The sequence below is a fragment of the Fulvivirga ulvae genome (assembly GCF_021389975.1).
In the GTDB taxonomy this organism is placed as follows: Bacteria; Bacteroidota; Bacteroidia; order Cytophagales; family Cyclobacteriaceae; genus Fulvivirga; species Fulvivirga ulvae.
This window is the reverse complement of sequence record NZ_CP089981.1, coordinates 3,145,200-3,163,578: the sequence shown is the minus strand read 5'-3', so window position 1 is coordinate 3,163,578 and position 18,379 is coordinate 3,145,200. Positions and strand designations below refer to the sequence as shown.

Sequence of the window (18,379 nt, the reverse complement as noted above, 5' to 3'; positions counted from 1 at the left end):
CCGCCTTACCTTACCAGCACCTGCATTCTGTGTGCATCAAGTTTCAGAAAGATAAAAATGAGTATGGTAAATCCAATGAGTGATGACCCTCCGTAACTAAACATAGGCAGGGGAATACCAATAACCGGGAATAAACCTATAGTCATACCAATGTTTACTGCAAAGTGAAAGAATAAAATACATACTACGCTATATCCATACACTCTGGCAAATCGCCATTTTTGTCTTTCTGCTATAAAAATGAGTCGCAACAGCAAGGTCACAAACAGCGAAATCAATATAAAGCTGCCAATCCAGCCGTGTTCCTCACCAATCGTACAGAAGATAAAATCGGTACTTTGCTCTGGCACAAAATCGAACTTCGTCTGGGTACCTCTCAGGAATCCCTTACCTGAAAAACCTCCACTGCCTATAGCAATTTTTGACTGAGTTACGTTCCAGCCATATCCCAAAGGATCAGCATCTGGATTGATCAGCGCTTTGATCCTGTTCTGTTGATGTGGTTTCAATACATCTGAAATAACGTAATCAACACTTTTTATAACACCTGTCACTAACAAAGCTCCGGCGACAACAAGTGTTATTCTTTTCGGTGTTCTTTTACCGAAGAAAATAATAAGCAAAGCAATAGATACAATGCCTATATATAAATACAAATGATTTGGAACAAGTAGGGTCAGAATAAAGATAATACCAGCGGCCGTTCCCAACAAAAGCAACATGGGAGACATACCCTCTCTAAAAAAAACAAAAAGAAAAATGGAATAGACCATAGCGGTACCTGTATCCCCTTGCAACATAATCAATACTACAGGAAAACCAATGATACCAAACAGGATGGCCTGATTTTTCAGATGATCCATTCGAAAGCCACTCGTACCTATAAATTTAGCGACCGCCAATGCTGTAGCAAACTTGGCAAACTCAGAAGGCTGAAGTCTGAAAGCACCGATCTCGAACCACGACTTGGACCCTGCCACTTCCCGGCCAAACACCAGAACGAAGATGAGTAAAAACATTACTCCTCCAAAAATGAAGTAGCCGAAGGTATCATAAAATTTAAAGTCAACTACTAAAATAGCTATGATCAACACCACTGAAGCAGCAATAAACATCAACTGCCTTCCACTATTCAGGGTAGTGCTAAAAATATTCTGAACGGCTGTTTCATCATAGACTGCCGCATATATGTTCAACCAACCCAGTATCACGATCAGGAAGAACAATAAAACAGTTGCCCAATCCAGCTTACTTACTATACTATCCGATCTTCTCACTATAAAAATTCTCCTTTCTTCACGTATTCCTCTATATGAGGCCGCTTGGTTTCACCCAACAGGTATTTTTCTATCATCAGGCTGGCAATTGAGGCTGCTGCCCTGGCACCCTGCCCGGCGTCTTCTACATACACCGAAACGGCTATTTTGGGATTATCTTTGGGCGCAAAGGCTATAAAAACCGAATGATCTGGCAACGGATCATTTTGAACTGTTCCTGTTTTTCCGCATACTACAATATCCCGTAACTGTGCCCGGTATTGGCCGGTCCCTGATTCTACCACCTTGGCCATGGCCTCAACGGCTATTTCAAAATGCTCAGGAGAAACTGATGTATAGTGCTTTTTTGCATACTTCGGAAGGGGTTGACCTGTCTCCCCAACAGATCTTACAAGGTGCGGGATATAGTAGTAACCTCTGTTTGCGACTGTTGCCGCAAAATTTGCCATTTGCAGCGGCACTACAAGGTTTTCTCCCTCTCCAATAGCGATGGAGTAAATATTTGAATATTTCCAGGGCCTGTTATTGTAGGCACGGTCATAATAAGAAACACTAGGTACCATTCCTGACTTCTCGTTGGGCAAGTCTATTCCCAAAGGCGCACCCAAACCGAAACTTTCGATGTGCTTGTGCCATTTGGCTAATCCAATACGTGTATCTTCATATGTATCCTGCGAAAGCTCTTGATTAACAACGCGTTTCATTACAGTATAAAAATACGGGTTACAGGAGTGTTTAATGGCTCCCACCAGATCTTCGTACGAATGTGGCCCATGGCAGCCAATTATGCCCCTGTTACAGGCTATCCTGGTGTGTCTGTTTACTACGCCTTCCTCTAATGCCACCATAGCCTGAACTATTTTGAAAATCGAACCGGGACGGTATTGCGCCATTAAAGGACGGTTAAACAAGGGCTTCATTGTATCCGCACTGATGGAAGCGAAATTCTCACTGTAATTTTTACCCGTAAGCTGCTTAGGATCATATGATGGCCCGGACACAATCGACAATATCTCTCCTGTAGCAGGCTCAATGGCCACTATACTTCCTGCTTTGCCCTCCATCAGTTTCTCTCCATATCGCTGCAGGTCGATATCCACGGTAGTTATCAGGTTTTCTCCAGGGATGGCAAGAGTATCATATTTACCACCTTCAAAATCGCCCTTCTCTATACCCCTTACATTCCTGATCTTAAACTTCACACCCCTCTTGCCCCTGAGTTGCTTTTCATAGTAAGCTTCTATGCCGCTTTGGCCAATATAATCGCCCTGCCGGTAGTAATTAAGTGTATCTCTGTCCAACTGCCGCTGGTTGATCTCGCTGACATACCCTAATGCGTTGGCCATTACGGGATATGCGTATGCCCTGGTCGTTCTTGCCTGAATATCGAATCCTGGAAAATCAACCAGGTAGTCTTCCACACGGGCCAAATCGGTATTCGAGAGCTGCTTAATAAAGATATTGGGCTTAACATACGAGAAGCCTTTTGTTTTGGACATCTTCTCGTACTTACTTTTGAATTCTTCGGGAGTAATATTAAAAAGTTCGCAAAACTGTAATGTATCCAGTTTGGCAACTTCCTTGGGGGTAATGGTCAGATCGTATTGGGGAGTGTTATAGACTATAAGCTTGCCGTTCCGGTCATAGATCAAACCTCTGTAAGGGTACTCTACTATACGGTGAATAATATTACTGGTAGCAGCCTGCGCATATTTATCGTCCAACACCTGAATGGAAAACAGTTTGATCAGAAAGATTATCGCAACGACAATCACTATCAACTGTATTACATTCTTACGTGAATCGTTCATAGTCCTCTCCTCTTATTATAAAACAGGTATTGTGTAATCAGAATTACGGCGAAAGTAAACCATGTACTAAAAAAAGCTTTGGATAGTGTAAAGCCAAACAATCCAAAACCTGCAGACTCAATAAAAAACAACACACAGTGGTGGAGAAAAATTAGTGGCAAAGCGTAAAAACTAAACCATTGCCAGCCATTCAACCGGACTGTAGGCATCGAGCCTGTGTCATAGCCTCCCTGCGGTGTAAGCAGGTTGAGCCAGTAGTTCCTTATAAACATTATAAACACGCACGATGCTGCATGAATTCCCAGACTATCATAAAAAATATCAACTGATATACCAAGAATAAAACCCAGGGTCATTAAGGTTAGTACACCGGTCTCCACAGGCAATACAAGTAAAAAGGCCACATACAAGAAGCAAAAAGACTTATCAAAAAGCACAAGGTTTTGAAGCAGAAGAACCTGTACTAATACATACAGAAAGAAAGAAATGATTTGTAATATAAGTCTCCTGTTAAGCATTAAAATATTTCCGCGTTAGTTTCCAAAGAATCTTGTTCCGTTTTAAGGCTATTTTTGATGAGGTACACATAGGATAGCTCATTCAAGTCGCTGGCCAATGATATGGTGATGTCGTAAAAAAGAGCATCTTCACGAACCTCTACTTCTTTTATTAAACCTATAGGTATACCCTCGGGGAATATTGCATTGTAACCAGAAGTAACTATAGTATCATTCACCTGAGGTTTTACATGACGGGGAACATACATAAGCTGCGCAATATAGGGATCTATTCCACCCCACTTTACTGTAGCCAGATCACCGGTCCTTTTTACTTTGGCCGAAACCAGCACATCTCCATGCAGAATAGAGGTAATCACAGAAAAGTGTTTCGAAACAATCTTTACTTTGCCAACCACACCATCGTTACCAATAACGCCAAATCCCGGCTCTACACCATCAACTGCCCCTTTGTTTATGGTAATATAGTTATTAAACCTCCGCGTTGAGTTGTTAATGACTTTAGCACTAAAGTACTCATATTTTCTAATGACAATGCTGTCTGTTTCAGGGATGGTAACGCTATCTGCTTCAGACAGGGTGCTGTCGTTTACCTGGCTTATCTGAACCTCAACAAGCTTTTGATTAAGCTGCTCAAGCCTCTCTTTTAAATCTGCATTCTCCCGGGCAAGGTCAGTATTAACCTTTGCCAGACTGAAGTAGTCCGATATATTACCTGACGACTGAAGTAGCCCTGCCGCCAGCCTGTTTGAAGAATTAAAGAATTTAGCTCCCTGATAATTGTTGTTTTGTATAATAAACCAACTACAAAGTATCTCTAGGAAAAGAAATGTCAAGAACGCTCTGTATTGATAAAGAAACAGAAATAATCTTTGCATTTACCCCGTGTTGATCAAAAGTCAAAAAATTTTAGTTAGCCTAACTACCAAACAAACAACAATTATGTCATTAGTACTGCTTTGAAAGAATTCAGATTCTTAAGTGCGTGCCCTGTACCTCTTACCACAGCTCTTAACGGATCTTCAGCAACGTGAATAGGCAATTTTGTTTTCAAGGCAAGTCGTTTATCCAACCCTCGAAGCAACGCGCCACCACCTGTTAGATGGATACCGTTATCATAAATATCTGCTGATAACTCGGGTGGAGAGATCTCCAAAGCTTTCAGAACAGCCTCTTCAATTTTAGACACCGACTTGTCAAGGGCAAATGCTATTTCAGAGTAAGAGATCTTTATTACTTTAGGAATACCCGTCATCAGGTCACGGCCTCTTATTTCATAATCTTCAGGGCCGTCGTCAAGCTCAGTAAGTGCAGAACCTACTTCTATCTTCACTTTCTCTGCAGATCTTTCACCGATCAGCAGGTTGTGTTGTCTACGCATGTAGTCAAGAATGTCGCGGTTAAACGTATCACCCGCTACACGGATAGACTGGTCGCAAACAATCCCTGAAAGTGCTATTACAGCAATCTCAGTTGTTCCTCCTCCGATGTCAACAATCATGGAACCTACAGGCTGTTCGATGTCGATACCTATACCTATGGCTGCTGCAATAGGCTCATGGATCATATAAACTTCTTTGGCTCCGGCATGTTCCGCCGAGTCACGCACAGCTCTTTTTTCAACCTCAGTAATACCTGATGGTATACAGATCACCATACGGTGCGAAGAAGGAAATAATTTCTTACCGCTATCGATCATTTTGATCATTCCTCTGATCATATGCTCGGCAGCATGGAAGTCAGCGATCACGCCATCCTTTAACGGACGAATGGTCTTGATATTCTCATGTGTCTTCTCATGCATCTGCATAGCTTCCCTGCCAATAGCCAATACTTTGTTTGTATTTTTATCGATGGCTATTATGGAGGGCTCATCTACTACTATTTTGTCTTTATGTATGATTAGGGTGTTAGCTGTACCGAGGTCAATGGCTATATCACTAGAAAAAAAATCGAACAATCCCATGTTATGTTGTCAAATGGTTAGGCTTATCAATAAGTGGAAATTTACAAATTAGTTTCTTTTTAACTTGCAAAATTACATTTTTTTAATGTTTGAAATGGCGTATTCCGGTAAATACCATAGCCATGTTGTTTTTATCACAAAAATCAATGGAATCCTGATCTTTAATAGAACCTCCTGGCTGAATCACCGACCTTACCCCCTCACTGTAAGCGATCTCCACACAGTCCGGGAAAGGAAAGAAAGCATCAGAAGCCATAACGGCACCATTAAGATCAAAACCAAAAGTTTTGGCTTTGTGAATGGCCTGCTTCAGGGCATCTACACGTGAGGTCTGGCCTACACCGCTTGCCAGTAGCTGACCATCCTTTGCCAACACTATAGTATTGGACTTGGTATGTTTGGCCACTTTACTGGCAAAGATCAGGGCTGATTTCTCTTCTTCAGCAGGAGCTTTCTTTGTCACTACCTTAAGGTCCTCCAGTGCATCTGTTTTCAAGTCCCTGTCTTGTTCTATTACTCCGTTTAGCAGGCTTTTATATTGTTTTTTTGTATTCAGTTTATATTGTTGTTTCAGCAATATCCTGTTTTTCTTTTGCTTAAGTACCTCCAGGGCATCTTCTGTAAAATCTGGAGCAATCAAGATCTCAAAGAACAACGAATGCATAGCTTCCGCCGCATCTTTATCCATAGTTTTGTTGGTGATCAATACTCCTCCAAAAGCCGAAACGGTATCAGCTGCGAATGCTCTTTCATAAGCCTCCTTCACTGTGCTGCCTGTAGCCACACCGCATGCATTGGTATGTTTAAGTATAGCAAAAGCAGTATCGTCAAACTCTTCAATTAACGAAACTGCCGCGTCAATATCAACAAGATTATTGTAAGAAAGTTCTTTGCCATTGAGTTTCTCCAGCATTGAATCAAGGTCACCGTAATATGCGCCCTCCTGGTGTGGGTTTTCGCCATACCGAAGTACTTTTTTATCTCTCAGGCTTTGCTTAAAGCTACCTACCTCACCGTTGCCATTGAAATAGTTGAAAATGGCTGAATCATAATGAGAGCTCATATCGAAGGCTTTAGCCGCGAACAGCTTCCGGTCAGTCAGTTCGGTAGCTCCTTCTTTTGCTCTTAGCAATTGCTCAACATCAGTATATTGTTCCCGTGAAGATACGATGAGTACGTCCTTAAAATTTTTAGCTGCTGCTCTGATCAAAGAAATACCCCCAATATCAATTTTTTCTATAATATCCTGTTCAGATGCACCAGAAGCTACGGTTTCTTCAAAAGGATACAGGTCAACAATCACTAAGTCTATACTGGGTATTTCAAACTCATCGGCCTGTTTCTGATCATCATCCAGCTCTCTTCTGTACAAGATACCTCCAAACACTTTAGGGTGTAATGTTTTTACCCTTCCTCCAAAAATTGAAGGATAGCTGGTTAAGTCCTCCACAGCTGTTACTTCCACGCCAAGGTCTTCAATGAATTTCTGAGTACCTCCGGTTGAAAAAATCTGAACATTGTTTTTCGCAAGTAGCCTGACTATCGGCTCAAGATTGTCCTTGTAATAAACTGATATTAAGGCCGATTTGATCTTCTTCAAAGACATGAGTTATATTTAGTGATTGAGAGTTGATAGATACCCCTGATCTATCTCTGTAATATATCCGGGCATCCGAAATTTTCAAGCTGCAAAATTATAAATTTTTAATTGAATTATTAATCACTGATTCTATTACCTGCGGATAATGTTGGTATTCTAACTGATGCACCTTATCAGCGACCGTTTCGGCAGTATCCTCTTCGGTGACAGGGCATTTAGCCTGAAAGATAATTTCGCCTTCATCATACTTATTATTAACATAGTGAATACTGATACCGGTCTCTCTCTCTCCTGCAGATTTTACAGCCTGATGAACATTATCTCCGTACATCCCTTTACCTCCGAACTTCGGAAGAAGGGCGGGGTGAATATTGATGATCCTGCCAGGATATGTCTCTACCAAATTTTCAGGAACCAGCAGAAGGAACCCGGCCAGCACCACGAAATCTATCTGATATTCTCTCAGTATGTCAAGCACTTTATTAGTATTCCTCAGATCATCTCTGCTGAAGGCTACAGCGGGTACCCGAAGCTTCTTTGCTCTTTCCAGCACATAGGCTTTGGGGTTATTTGTGAGTATAAGGCTAACCGTAATTTGATTGTTGCTCCTAAAATATTCGGTGATTTTCTCGGCATTGGAGCCGCTACCTGAAGCAAAAATGGCGATTCTCGTCATATTATTTATTTAAACACAACCATGCTTAATATCCCAAGGAACATGATTAATTTACAATAGTTACTCAAATAACTGAAGTCCTTTATTGTGTCGGCCCTGGAGAGCTTGTAGGCCATAAAACCTAAGGGAACAATTAGTAGTAAGCAAAAAAGTGTCATTTCTTCTCCCACAAATATATAAGCTAAAAAGCTAAGGCCTGATAAAAAAGCCAGAGATAGCACATATATAACATTTTTTGTTTTCCTGAGCCCATAAACCACCGGCAAAGTCCTGCAGCCGAAAGTGGCATCTCCTTTCAGATCTTCCATGTCCTTTATTATCTCCCGGATAAGCGTAAACACAAAGGAAAAAAGCGCATAGGCCACCACCAGCAGGTTACCCGACTGAAAAAGTATTTCCACAATGTAGATAGACAGGCCCGTTAATATAGCTACTACAAAATTTCCTATAAAGGGCATCCTTTTTAACTGGTTGGAATAAAGCCAAAGAAGGAGTGCCGACGCAAAATTTATTGCACCTATTTGCCATGAAAGCAGAAAGCCTAAGCCGATGCCTGTAAAATTAAGTACCGTATGGGCAGCCATTGCCACCCGTCTCTTTAAAACCTTGCCTACTACTACACGATGGGGCTTATTGATAAGGTCGATCTTAACATCATAATAGTCATTGATAATATATCCGGCTGCTGCTATCAGTACTGAAGATAACGAAAGTAAAAACAGCTCGTGATGCAATAAATAATAGCTTATATTTTTAGAAGAATCAATTAAAAACGAGGCTGTAAAATACTGGGCGAATACTATGATCAACAAATTCCAGAAGCGGGTAAGCTGGATGAACCCTGATAAGGAGAAGTTATTTGGTTTATAACGTGAGGATGGTACCATCAGGATCAGTTTAGCATGGCAAAGGTAAATCCTGATCAGTACTATTACAATAGATGGGATTTGTATTTAACGTTTCTGTGTTTATCGTTCACAAAGCATGCTTCCGAAGTCTCGCGACTTCGGAAGCATGCTTTGTCCCAATGATTAAAACCTCAAAGCTACAGAAGCCAGGAAGTTTCTCGTGGCTTGTGGATAATAGTAATTCTCCCTTACTACATAATCCGGTCCGCCCTGATAGCCAAAAGTATAACCGTTTGAAGCATAAAGCTCATCAAATATATTATTCACCTGGAACGTAAAGGCCATATCCCTTATAAAATCTGTATGTAAAGTGTACATCAACCTCAAATCATTCACAAAATAAGCATCTATGGCCCGGTTATCGTTTGATGTATTATCGAGATATTGCTTACCCACGTACTTAGAGAGTAAGGACAGCTCAAGTCCTTTTACAGGGAGAAGAGTGATTTGCGATCCGGCTATAATATCAGGTGAAAAGGCAACATCTGTATCTTCATATTCATTTTCTATAATATTGTACTCATCAAAACCGGCCCCATAGTCGTATATGATCTCATTGAACGAACCTACCTTGTTTTGACTAAAAGTGGCATTTGCCATCACCCTGAATCGCTTTGATATATAAAACTGCCCCTGGATCTCTACACCTGTTCTGTAGCTGTTCTTAACATTAGTTCGCAGGGCGCTACCTACATCGTTTAGCTCTCCGGTAAGTACCAGTTGATTTTTATAATCCATCAAGTAGTAATTGGCCTGGAGTTGATAATTAGCAGCCCTTTTTCTAAATCCTGCTTCAAGATTTCTCAAGGTTTCGTACTCAGGCCTTGTTGGAGCATCAATAAAATCGCTACGTACCGGCTCCCTGTTTGCAATGCTGTAAGAAGCGTAGAAATTACTGTTTGCATCAAGTGAGTACACCAATCCAAACTTCGGATTGAAAAAATCATAATTTGCAGAAATGCCCAGCAAGCGTTGATCATTGTCAATCCCGGCTATGTCATATCTTACATTGCGGTATTGCAGGTCTCCGAAAGCGCTTAAGCTGTTTGTTATCTGATAGTTGACTTTTAGAAAAGTGTTAAAATCATTCTTATCACCGGTATTATCGTAGTACCTCTCTTCGATAGAGGTGCCTGCTGCAAATTCCGCCCATATGATCTCGCCAAAGTGATCACCTTCATAAATGTTGTATGCACCTCCCAAAACAGCATTCCATCGCTCCTTCTGATACTCAAATGAATAGGTAAAACCATAGAAGTCATTGTCAAGCCACCTTCTTCTGATCAGATCAGTTGATGTAATGGTGGTATCACCAACAGTAACATTGGGCAAACTATAGTCTTCAAAATCGGCATCCTCTCTGAACTGCTCGTAATACCCACGGCCATAAGTATAATGCAGAGATACATTGGCTGTAAAATCCGGCATTAATAGCTGAGATACATGCAGTTGATAATGGTCTTGCTGGTAATCGTCCACCTCGTCCTCATACATGTACCAGTTAAAGGTTCTCCCTGCTGTTCTAAGGTTTTCAGCCAGTGCATCGCTAACTCCATTGTTGGCAATCACGGCCTCTATTCCTTCGGCATCATTTTCAAGAACTGCCTCTGGCGTACCATACCACGATTGATACGTACGTTCCTTTCCTCCGAATATTATGGCTTTCACCAGAATTTTTTTACCATAAAACCCTCCTGATAAGTAGTAAGAATTCAGGTCAGAAGTGGCTCTGTCTATGTAACCGTCAGAAGTGATCTTGGACAGCCTGCCGTTAAATGTCCATTTATCATCAATAAGACCTGTACCAAAACCCAGTGTATGCCTCCACGTGTCAAATGATCCAAAAGAGTTGATCACTTCCCCATAAGGTTTTTCCTGTTTGGTGTTGGTTTGCAGATTTATCGTTCCTCCAAAAGCTCCTGCTCCATTGGTAGATGTACCTACACCTCGCTGTATCTGTATATTTTCTGTAGAAGAGGCAATATCAGGGATGTCTACCCAGAACACCCCTTGAGACTCGCTGTCGTTTAGCGGCACACCATTGATTGTTACGTTGATCCTGGTGGCATCACTTCCCCTGATCCTCAAACCCGTGTAGCCTACTCCAGCCCCTGCATCAGATGTAGTGACTAGTGAAGGCGTCCAGTTAAGCACAAATGGCAGATCCTGACCGAGGTTATTTTCTTCTATTTCTTCCCTGTTTACCACTGTAAAAGTCGTGGGTGTTTTATCATTGGCCCTGGTAGCTGAAACTATCACTTCGTCAGTCATGTAAACATCTGGCGTTAAAACAACCTCCAGGTCCTGATCGTCGGTAACATCCAGTTCCTGCTCATAGGGATCATAGCCAATGAATGTAACCTTCAGCAAGTATTGCCCTTCCTTAACCTCACCAAACGTAAACCTCCCCTGTCCATCTGCCGGCACTGCTTTTTCCTCTAAGAACACATTAGCCGCAGGAAGTACTTCACCGGTATCAGCATCCTTAATGGTACCCTTAACCACAAACTGTCCATGCGACACATAGGACGACAACAGCAATAACGCTGCAATAATCAAAACCCTCATTTCTCAAATTAATTATATCGTTAAACAAGTCCGGAACAGGGGATTCCCGGATCATTTTAACATACCTCCCTACGCCAGCATTACCTGGATCAGGTTTCGACCCATATTTTCAGGTCTTGGGTATAATCTCAGCCCGTGTGTTTGGGCACCCCTATTTAAATGCAAAGTTACCAAAAAGTGGTTATTATCTCAAATAATGATAAATTCGTCAGGTAAAACCGCAGAGCCCTTTTATCTTTGAGCCATAGCCTTATAAATTATGTATAAAGTAAACGTTAACGATAATAGTTTTGAAGTAACACTTAAGGATGGCCAAATAGATATTGACGGTCAGCCTTTTGAGTGGGACATTGCCAGGATCAACGACCAGTCGTACCACATCATTAAAGACAGTAAGTCATACCGTGCTGAAGTAGTAAATGCTGACTTTAAGAAAAAGAGCATTACACTTAAGATCAATGGCAGCAAATATGACATAGAGCTCAAAGACAAATTTGACCTGCTTCTGGAAAAGCTGGGAATGGATGTTGCTGCATCAGCTCAGATGAATGATGTAAAGGCTCCGATGCCGGGGTTGATCTTTGAAATCCAGGTGGCTGAAGGAGACGAAGTAAAGAAAGGCGATCCAATAATGATCCTTGAAGCCATGAAAATGGAGAATGTGATCAAGGCAGACGGTGATGGTGTGGTAAAGTCAGTAAAGGTTAAAAAAGGAGATAGCGTAGAAAAAAATCAGGTGTTGGTCCAATTTTAATATTCACGCCTAAAATATTCATTTATCCCTGTTATATTTGCAGCAATTTAAACCAAAATAATCTTCCTATTTTCAATGAGATATAAACGGATATTACTGAAGCTAAGTGGTGAGTCTTTAATGGGGTCAGGGCAATATGGCATAGATCCTAACCGATTGTTGCAATATGCAAATGAAATTAAAGCAGTAAAAGAAAAAGGGGTTGAAATTGCTATTGTGATTGGCGGCGGCAACATCTTTAGGGGTGTAATGGCAGAAGCTGCAGGTATCGAAAGGGTACAGGGAGATTATATGGGCATGTTGGCTACAGTTATTAATGGCATGGCCCTGCAAAGTGCGCTTGAAGGTGTAGGTCTTTACACAAGGCTTATGTCCGGAATAAAGATGGAGCAGGTTTGTGAGCCGTTCATCAGAAGGAGAGCCATAAGACACCTGGAAAAGGGTAGAATTGTGATCTTCGGTGCCGGCATTGGTAACCCTTACTTCACTACTGACTCAACAGCCAGTCTCAGGGCCATAGAAATTCAGGCCGATGTGGTGCTAAAAGGAACTCGGGTAGATGGTGTTTACACCGCAGATCCAGAAAAGGATCCTACCGCTGAAAGGTACTCAGAACTATCGTTTCAGGAGGCATATGAGAGGAACCTAAACATTATGGACATGACCGCCTTTACTTTATGCCAGGAAAACAACCTGCCCATTATTGTGTTTGATATGAATAAACCGGACAATCTGCTGAATATTCTTCATGGAGAAAATGCCGGGACTTTGATAACCTAACTTTGACCCATTTCTTATACTTAGAAAGATAATCTAGACAAAAACCATGGAAGAAATTAACATGTACCTTGACGAGGCCAAGGATTTGATGAATAAAGCCATTAAGCATGTAAGCAGCGAACTTGTAAAGATCAGGGCCGGAAAGGCTGCCCCGAATATGCTGGAAGGTCTAATGGTTGCATATTATGGAAACCCTACTCCGATCAATCAGGTAGCCTCTATTACCACTCCGGACGCCCGGACTCTTATGATCAAGCCCTGGGAAAAAAATGTAATACCTGAAATTGAAAAGGCTATCATCAACAGCGATCTCGGACTTAACCCTCAAAATGACGGAGAGCAGGTAATCATCAATGTACCTCAACTTACTGAAGAAAGAAGGGTCACGCTTGTAAAACAAGCTAAGCATGAAGGTGAACAGGGCAAAATCAGTATCAGAAATATAAGAAAAGAAACAAATGACAACCTTAAGCAACTTCAAAAAGAGGGTGTATCTGAAGATGAGGTTAAAAGAGCTGAGGACAAAGTTCAGACTTTGACAGATGAGTTCAACAAGAAAATCGACGAGATACTAACCAAGAAGGAAGCTGAGATCATGACAGTTTAGATTAGTATTGAGATATCAGATATGAGTATTGAGATTAGAGCCGCTTTTAGCGGCTTTTTTCGTTATCGGAGTGCACTCCTTTGCTAAAAAATATCCTCAAAATTTGTGGCAATACCAATCCTCACTCCAAAATCCTGATATTTTCCATCATAAAAGGAGGTGACCGCTTCCAGCCTGAAGACCCGCAGAATGTAGTTAATACCATAACCCAATTCCGTATACCCGGAGCTGGTGGTAACATCATTGATGAGGTAATTGGTAAAAAAGCTTTCCCTGACACCTGATAATCTTACCAAAGGCATCCGCGTGATCAGAAACTTGCGAAATTGGTAGTGAAGGCTGCCTGCAAAATACTCTTCATTGGTACTAAAAGTGTAATAATCCAACATTCTGAAGCTACCAACAGGATCTGTCGTTACAAATGGTGTCCTGTTGCCAAGAAAATGCTTATAATCCATGAAATACATTTTATCATTATTAAGAAATGTACCGGCCTTGAGCATAACATCCACCTGACCCCTTATACCAATATCAAAGTCATATTTAAAGCCCAGTTCAAGCATATCATAATCAACATCGCTATCAAAAGCTCCGGAAATTCCCTTTTTATAGTTTAACTGAAAGATAGGTGACGACTTTTCAATTGCGGATTTCTTTCCGTTATATATCCTGTATTTCACAAATGGTTTATACTCAAAATTCACCCCTGCTGTTAATGCTCGGTGCTCAGGGAAAGACGTAACCGGCATGGACAAACTAAACGGAGCGTTAGGAGTAAAACCCTCTCCATCAATATCAAAAAACCTGTAATCCGTATTATTGTATAATTCACTACGCTCGGCTAATTGTGCATTTAGCCTCATAGCAAGCCTACTATTGAGCTTCTTTTTATAGGTTAATTCCAGAAAATCCTTCTCATAGATCTTCATATAATTACGTTCCAGAAACAACGTCATGAGGGAGTTAACATACCTGTTGATAGGTTCATCGTCATTATACTGGTTGATATATCTACCAAAGGAAAATAAAATATCACTTCGCGTGTCAAATTCACCGAAACCGTATTGCATATCAAACTTTCCAGAAAGCTGTTCTCTTGCAAACGCATAACGCGCAGTAGGTTTCAGGCTTATCCAGCTTTTATTATCAAAGGTCTTAGTGAAAGAAATCGCATAATCAATGTTAAAACCTTCCACCGTATTGTAATTGGTACCTAAAAGCGGTGTATGAATTTGCAAATGTGTTTTATCTGCCAGTTTATAGGTATTTCCGACAATTATATCCTGCAAATGAAATCCTTTTCGCTTACCGGTTTTAAGTGTATCGCCTTCACGCTCCATCCTTTCTACATTAGCGAGGCTGTCAGCAGTTGCATAGCCCTTCTTCTCAGCCTGAGTCAACGGTACTGGTCTGATACCAGCCCAAAATACAGAATCCTGCTTATACGCCATAGAATCTACTTTGAAAGTCCTGTTTGAAATCACCTCAGGCTCCCTCTGCCGTTTAAGCTCCATTTTTTCATACTCCTTCATTACTTTTCGGAGCTGTTTCCTAGTTACCTCCTGGCCTGAGGTAAGCATTTCCTGTATTTCACTCGTCTCTTCCTCTTTTACCTGCTGCTCCAGCTTTTCAGCCAGTTCTTCCTCTACATTCTCATCTATGACCTCTATTTCCATATCCAGGTCGGGGTTAATTTCTACCTTGTAATCACTAACTGTAGCCAGATAATCACCCATAAACTCGAAACCCAACACTTTGCCCTTAACATGAAACTTATGAGTTACGGGCAGCCACACACTCTTCTCTACAGGCTCGTAAAATTGCTCGATACGAAAATTAACACCAAGCTTTGTTACTTTTAGATCCAGGCTATAAATACTCCAGTAACCCTCCACAATGTTGATGTACCCTTCAAAAACATTGTCACCTCTTGACCGTGGTATAACTTTTATTTTACTCACCTCAAACCCCTGGTCGCGGTAGGTACCATCATACACAAAACGGTAATAGGAGAAGGCTTTTGGTGATAATGGGGAAACCGACTTCGCCACTTCCGGTTCATAAAAAGATCCGTTGACATAGGCATTCGGGTCAGTATCGTTATTATCGCCCTGTGTGTATATTGAGATTACTTTTTCGTTGTAGATATTGGGTCTGATATATTCAATATCACTAACCGACTCTGTAATAAAAACCCTATCCGGGTCAAACCCCTCTTTTTCAAGCGTCCCTTTCATGAAAAAAGGGTAGTCAGTTAATTGTCCTGTGCCCTTGATATAAACACGCGCAGTATACTTGTCTACCTGCTGCGTATGAAATTTACTTTTGGCAATAGCTTTCCGCATGATGGTATATGCCGGATCCTCCTTCCCCGCAAGAATTTCAATGTCCCTGAGCAGCATTACCTGGGTTCGTAACTCAACATCAAGCTCTATAAAGTCATTTTTAACCTTGACTTCTTTCAGCAATGACTCGTAGCCAACATATTGAAATATTATCTGATAGTTACCAGGGGGCAGCTGTATCTCGTATCGCGCATCGGCATTGGTAGTGGTACCCGTCCCAAGTTCTTTCACATAAATTGTAGCGAACGACAACAACTCTCCGTCATCACCTTTTACAGTACCTTTTACACCTCCCGCATGAACCAAAACCGCATTTAAAAGACATAATACAAGCAGGGCAAGTAAGGATTTACACTTCATGAACTTTATTTTGATATCAGAAACACTAACCAATGACGAGATAAAGGTAATAATGTTACAAATAAAACTTTTTCCCCCGAATCATCTCTTCAACGCTGTCCGGCACAAGATATTTAATAGATTGTCCTTTTTTTACACAATTTCTGATAAAAGTTGCAGATATATCCAGCATGGGCGCTTCAACCATTTTTACATTTGGATGATCATTAACTTCCGAAGGCTTCGAATCTGGCCTGGGGTAAACATACAGACCATATTGATCTAGGATTTTATCATGGTTTTTCCATTTGGGGAAGCGTCTGAGATTATCCTCCCCTATGATTAGCTTAAATGAATAGTCAGGGTGTTTTTCAGTGAGATATACCAGGGTGTCGATGGTATAGCTGGGCTTGGGCATGTTAAACTCAATATCTGTAGCCCTGAGGCTATAATTGTCAAATATGGCTGAATTCACCATATCAAAGCGATCAAACTCGTGTAGAAGTGATTTTCTTTTTTTAAATGGATTTTGAGGCGATACAACAAACCATACCTGGTCAATGTCCGTTGTTTCCACCATTACATTAGCAATGATGAGATGCCCTATATGAACCGGATTAAATGATCCAAAAAACAAACCAATCTTCATGTAAAGGGTTTTCTTTGACGAAAATAAAGCTTATTGAAGCTTAAATGGCTTCTACGTCTGAATTAATAAAATTACTGACTAATTCTTCTGCTTTTTTCAACGATTCTTCAAGATCCTCATTGACGAGGGTAACATCGAATTTATTTTCAAATGTCATCTCAAATTTTGCTTTAAATATTCTTTGAGACAGGCTGTTTTCCGTCTCGGTCTGTCGATCCATAAGACGCTCTTTAAGCTCATCAATTGAAGGAACCTTAACAAAAACTGCCAGAGCTTTATCTCCAAAATACTGTTTTAAATGTAAGCCTCCTTTAACATCAACATCAAAGATCACATGCCTGCCTTCCTTCCAGATTCTTTCAACCTCCGACTTCAGGGTACCATAGAAGTTTCCGGCATATACCTCTTCCCATTCTATAAACTCATCGTTGTCAATCTTGTGCTTAAAATCCTCGGGGGTGAGGAAGTAGTAATCTTTACCATTTTCTTCATTTCTCCCGCGCTTATCCCTGGTGCAGGCGGATATAGAAAATCCTAACTTAGGGTTGGTGGCCAGTAAATGTTTTACAATAGTAGTTTTACCCGATCCGGACGGAGCGGAAAAGATAATAGCTTTACCGTTATGCATTATTCTTCAGCGCCTTGAAATACTTTAGACTTAATTTGGTCTACAAGGTCACTGGGAACCTCTTTATCGTAACATTTTTGCCTGATCAGATCTTTTATAGCCTTATCAACATTGTAAATCTCATAGTAAGGCATGCAATTTTCAATATGTTTTTTGAAATATTCCTGCTCTTTAGGACCGGCTTCTTCATCAAGAACCAGATTGAGGATTTTCAGACACTCCTGATGGTCTGGTCGAACGTCCTGTGCGTTCTTTGATGGACTTTCGTCAAATGAATCTGTAGAGGATAATCCCATAAACTATTTAATTTTTGTATCCCATTTTTTTCGCGTAATCACTGAGTCTCTCTTTCAAGAGGTTTCTCGCTCTGTGAAGTCTGGATCTTACTGTACCAATGGGAATATCCAATATCTTGGCCATCTCATCGTACTTAAACCCTTCCAGGTCACAAAGAATTATCACTGTCCTAAAATCGACATCCAGGGAATTCAACGCATTGGAGATTTCATCTCCAATCATATCCTGCACTGTCTCAATGCGTAAATCCGTGGTTATAGATTGATCAACATCTTCGGAGTTATAAAAAGTTTCAACCTCCTGATAATCTACTTTGGAAGGTTGCTTACTTTTCTTCCTAAAGTCGTTAATAAAGCTGTTTTTCAGTATTCGAAACAACCACGCTTTGGCATTAGTTCCTTTTTCAAACGATTCAATAAACCTGTAAGCCTTAAGATATGTATCCTGTACAAGGTCTTTAGCATCGTCTTCATCAAAAGTTAATCTGTAGGCAAAGTTATACATTGAGTCAATGTGCGGAAGAAACTCCTTTTCAAAGGTTTTTTCCTTTTCCATTTGCGAATAACTTTGTCTTCTAGTCTCGGACATTGGGTCAAAAATAATAATTATGAATTAATTATGGTCTAATATCTTTTATTACTTTCCTATACGTAAAC

17 protein-coding genes are annotated in these 18,379 nt (G+C 40.8%); 3 read left to right on the top strand and 14 right to left on the bottom strand.

Going from position 1 to position 18,379, the window contains the following annotated elements; translation table 11 throughout:
- Positions 1–5: 5 nt before the first annotated feature.
- From rodA to LVD17_RS13210, 9 genes are all read right to left on the bottom strand, one after another.
- Complete coding sequence (rodA, locus tag LVD17_RS13250; protein ID WP_233767445.1) at positions 6–1,277, bottom strand: rod shape-determining protein RodA; 1,272 nt, start codon at positions 1,275–1,277, stop codon at positions 6–8.
- Entirely contained in the window at positions 1,277–3,088 is a 1,812-nt protein-coding gene (gene mrdA / locus LVD17_RS13245; RefSeq protein WP_233767444.1) for a penicillin-binding protein 2, read from the bottom strand. Before mrdA ends, rodA begins: the two co-directional genes overlap by 1 nt.
- Positions 3,085–3,606: a Rod shape-determining protein MreD gene (locus tag LVD17_RS13240; RefSeq protein ID WP_233767443.1), complete on the bottom strand. Its 522-nt coding sequence runs from the start codon at positions 3,604–3,606 to the stop codon at positions 3,085–3,087. Before LVD17_RS13240 ends, mrdA begins: the two co-directional genes overlap by 4 nt.
- Complete coding sequence (mreC, locus tag LVD17_RS13235; RefSeq protein ID WP_233767442.1) at positions 3,606–4,484, bottom strand: rod shape-determining protein MreC; 879 nt, start codon at positions 4,482–4,484, stop codon at positions 3,606–3,608. Before mreC ends, LVD17_RS13240 begins: the two co-directional genes overlap by 1 nt.
- 62 nt (positions 4,485–4,546) lie before the next feature.
- Positions 4,547–5,572 (bottom strand): rod shape-determining protein, encoded by a 1,026-nt coding sequence (locus LVD17_RS13230; protein ID WP_155171317.1) that lies wholly within the window; start codon positions 5,570–5,572, stop codon positions 4,547–4,549.
- A gap of 82 nt (positions 5,573–5,654) precedes the next feature.
- Positions 5,655–7,178 carry a bifunctional phosphoribosylaminoimidazolecarboxamide formyltransferase/IMP cyclohydrolase gene (purH, locus tag LVD17_RS13225; RefSeq protein WP_233767440.1) on the bottom strand — a complete coding sequence of 508 codons (1,524 nt, stop codon included), beginning with the start codon at positions 7,176–7,178 and terminating at the stop codon, positions 5,655–5,657.
- A gap of 88 nt (positions 7,179–7,266) precedes the next feature.
- Positions 7,267–7,848 (bottom strand): phosphoribosylglycinamide formyltransferase, encoded by a 582-nt coding sequence (purN, locus tag LVD17_RS13220; RefSeq protein ID WP_233767438.1) that lies wholly within the window; start codon positions 7,846–7,848, stop codon positions 7,267–7,269.
- Positions 7,849–7,853: 5 nt separating this feature from the next.
- Positions 7,854–8,735, bottom strand: coding sequence for a geranylgeranylglycerol-phosphate geranylgeranyltransferase (locus LVD17_RS13215; RefSeq protein ID WP_233767436.1), 882 nt, complete (start codon positions 8,733–8,735; stop codon positions 7,854–7,856).
- A 144-nt stretch (positions 8,736–8,879) separates the two neighbouring features.
- On the bottom strand, positions 8,880–11,324 hold the full coding sequence (locus LVD17_RS13210) for a TonB-dependent receptor (protein WP_233767434.1): 2,445 nt from the start codon (positions 11,322–11,324) through the stop codon (positions 8,880–8,882).
- A gap of 259 nt (positions 11,325–11,583) precedes the next feature.
- Here LVD17_RS13210 and LVD17_RS13205 point away from each other — a divergent pair, with 259 nt between their 5' ends.
- The 3 genes from LVD17_RS13205 (at position 11,584) to frr (ending at position 13,465) form a co-directional block, all read left to right on the top strand.
- Positions 11,584–12,078 (top strand): acyl-CoA carboxylase biotin carboxyl carrier protein subunit, encoded by a 495-nt coding sequence (locus LVD17_RS13205; protein WP_233767432.1) that lies wholly within the window; start codon positions 11,584–11,586, stop codon positions 12,076–12,078.
- 75 nt (positions 12,079–12,153) lie between these two features.
- Positions 12,154–12,858 carry a UMP kinase gene (pyrH, locus tag LVD17_RS13200; RefSeq protein ID WP_155170827.1) on the top strand — a complete coding sequence of 235 codons (705 nt, stop codon included), beginning with the start codon at positions 12,154–12,156 and terminating at the stop codon, positions 12,856–12,858.
- A gap of 46 nt (positions 12,859–12,904) precedes the next feature.
- The gene (gene frr, locus LVD17_RS13195) at positions 12,905–13,465 is read left to right on the top strand and encodes a ribosome recycling factor (RefSeq protein ID WP_233767430.1); all 561 of its coding nucleotides are present in this window, start codon (positions 12,905–12,907) and stop codon (positions 13,463–13,465) included.
- 83 nt (positions 13,466–13,548) lie between these two features.
- On the opposite strand, the gene LVD17_RS13190 is transcribed toward frr, so the two are convergent.
- From LVD17_RS13190 to LVD17_RS13170, 5 genes are read right to left on the bottom strand one after another with little or no spacing between them, the layout of a single operon-like run.
- Positions 13,549–16,170 (bottom strand): DUF5686 and carboxypeptidase regulatory-like domain-containing protein, encoded by a 2,622-nt coding sequence (locus tag LVD17_RS13190; protein ID WP_233767428.1) that lies wholly within the window; start codon positions 16,168–16,170, stop codon positions 13,549–13,551.
- Between the two features lie 55 nt (positions 16,171–16,225).
- Positions 16,226–16,798, bottom strand: a complete 573-nt coding sequence (nadD, locus tag LVD17_RS13185) for a nicotinate (nicotinamide) nucleotide adenylyltransferase (RefSeq protein WP_233767426.1) — start codon at positions 16,796–16,798, stop codon at positions 16,226–16,228.
- Positions 16,799–16,838: 40 nt separating this feature from the next.
- The gene (gmk, locus tag LVD17_RS13180; protein WP_233767424.1) at positions 16,839–17,426 is read right to left on the bottom strand and encodes a guanylate kinase; all 588 of its coding nucleotides are present in this window, start codon (positions 17,424–17,426) and stop codon (positions 16,839–16,841) included.
- The gene (locus LVD17_RS13175; protein ID WP_233767423.1) at positions 17,426–17,722 is read right to left on the bottom strand and encodes an anti-sigma factor; all 297 of its coding nucleotides are present in this window, start codon (positions 17,720–17,722) and stop codon (positions 17,426–17,428) included. Before LVD17_RS13175 ends, gmk begins: the two co-directional genes overlap by 1 nt.
- Positions 17,723–17,729: 7 nt before the next feature.
- Positions 17,730–18,311 (bottom strand): sigma-70 family RNA polymerase sigma factor, encoded by a 582-nt coding sequence (locus LVD17_RS13170; protein WP_233767422.1) that lies wholly within the window; start codon positions 18,309–18,311, stop codon positions 17,730–17,732.
- Positions 18,312–18,379 lie beyond the last annotated feature (68 nt).

Bases quoted from the DNA above. Each gene is read 5' to 3' on its own strand.
- mrdA (WP_233767444.1), bottom strand. From the start codon at position 3,088: ATGAACGATTCACGTAAGAATGTAATACAGTTGATAGTGATTGTCGTT.
- LVD17_RS13240 (WP_233767443.1), bottom strand. From the start codon at position 3,606: ATGCTTAACAGGAGACTTATATTACAAATCATTTCTTTCTTTCTGTAT.
- mreC (WP_233767442.1), bottom strand. From the start codon at position 4,484: ATGCAAAGATTATTTCTGTTTCTTTATCAATACAGAGCGTTCTTGACA.
- LVD17_RS13230 (WP_155171317.1), bottom strand. From the start codon at position 5,572: ATGGGATTGTTCGATTTTTTTTCTAGTGATATAGCCATTGACCTCGGT.
- purH (WP_233767440.1), bottom strand. From the start codon at position 7,178: ATGTCTTTGAAGAAGATCAAATCGGCCTTAATATCAGTTTATTACAAG.
- purN (WP_233767438.1), bottom strand. From the start codon at position 7,848: ATGACGAGAATCGCCATTTTTGCTTCAGGTAGCGGCTCCAATGCCGAG.
- LVD17_RS13215 (WP_233767436.1), bottom strand. From the start codon at position 8,735: ATGGTACCATCCTCACGTTATAAACCAAATAACTTCTCCTTATCAGGG.
- LVD17_RS13210 (WP_233767434.1), bottom strand. From the start codon at position 11,324: ATGAGGGTTTTGATTATTGCAGCGTTATTGCTGTTGTCGTCCTATGTG.
- LVD17_RS13205 (WP_233767432.1), top strand. From the start codon at position 11,584: ATGTATAAAGTAAACGTTAACGATAATAGTTTTGAAGTAACACTTAAG.
- pyrH (WP_155170827.1), top strand. From the start codon at position 12,154: ATGAGATATAAACGGATATTACTGAAGCTAAGTGGTGAGTCTTTAATG.
- frr (WP_233767430.1), top strand. From the start codon at position 12,905: ATGGAAGAAATTAACATGTACCTTGACGAGGCCAAGGATTTGATGAAT.
- LVD17_RS13190 (WP_233767428.1), bottom strand. From the start codon at position 16,170: ATGAAGTGTAAATCCTTACTTGCCCTGCTTGTATTATGTCTTTTAAAT.
- nadD (WP_233767426.1), bottom strand. From the start codon at position 16,798: ATGAAGATTGGTTTGTTTTTTGGATCATTTAATCCGGTTCATATAGGG.
- gmk (WP_233767424.1), bottom strand. From the start codon at position 17,426: ATGCATAACGGTAAAGCTATTATCTTTTCCGCTCCGTCCGGATCGGGT.
- LVD17_RS13175 (WP_233767423.1), bottom strand. From the start codon at position 17,722: ATGGGATTATCCTCTACAGATTCATTTGACGAAAGTCCATCAAAGAAC.
- LVD17_RS13170 (WP_233767422.1), bottom strand. From the start codon at position 18,311: ATGTCCGAGACTAGAAGACAAAGTTATTCGCAAATGGAAAAGGAAAAA.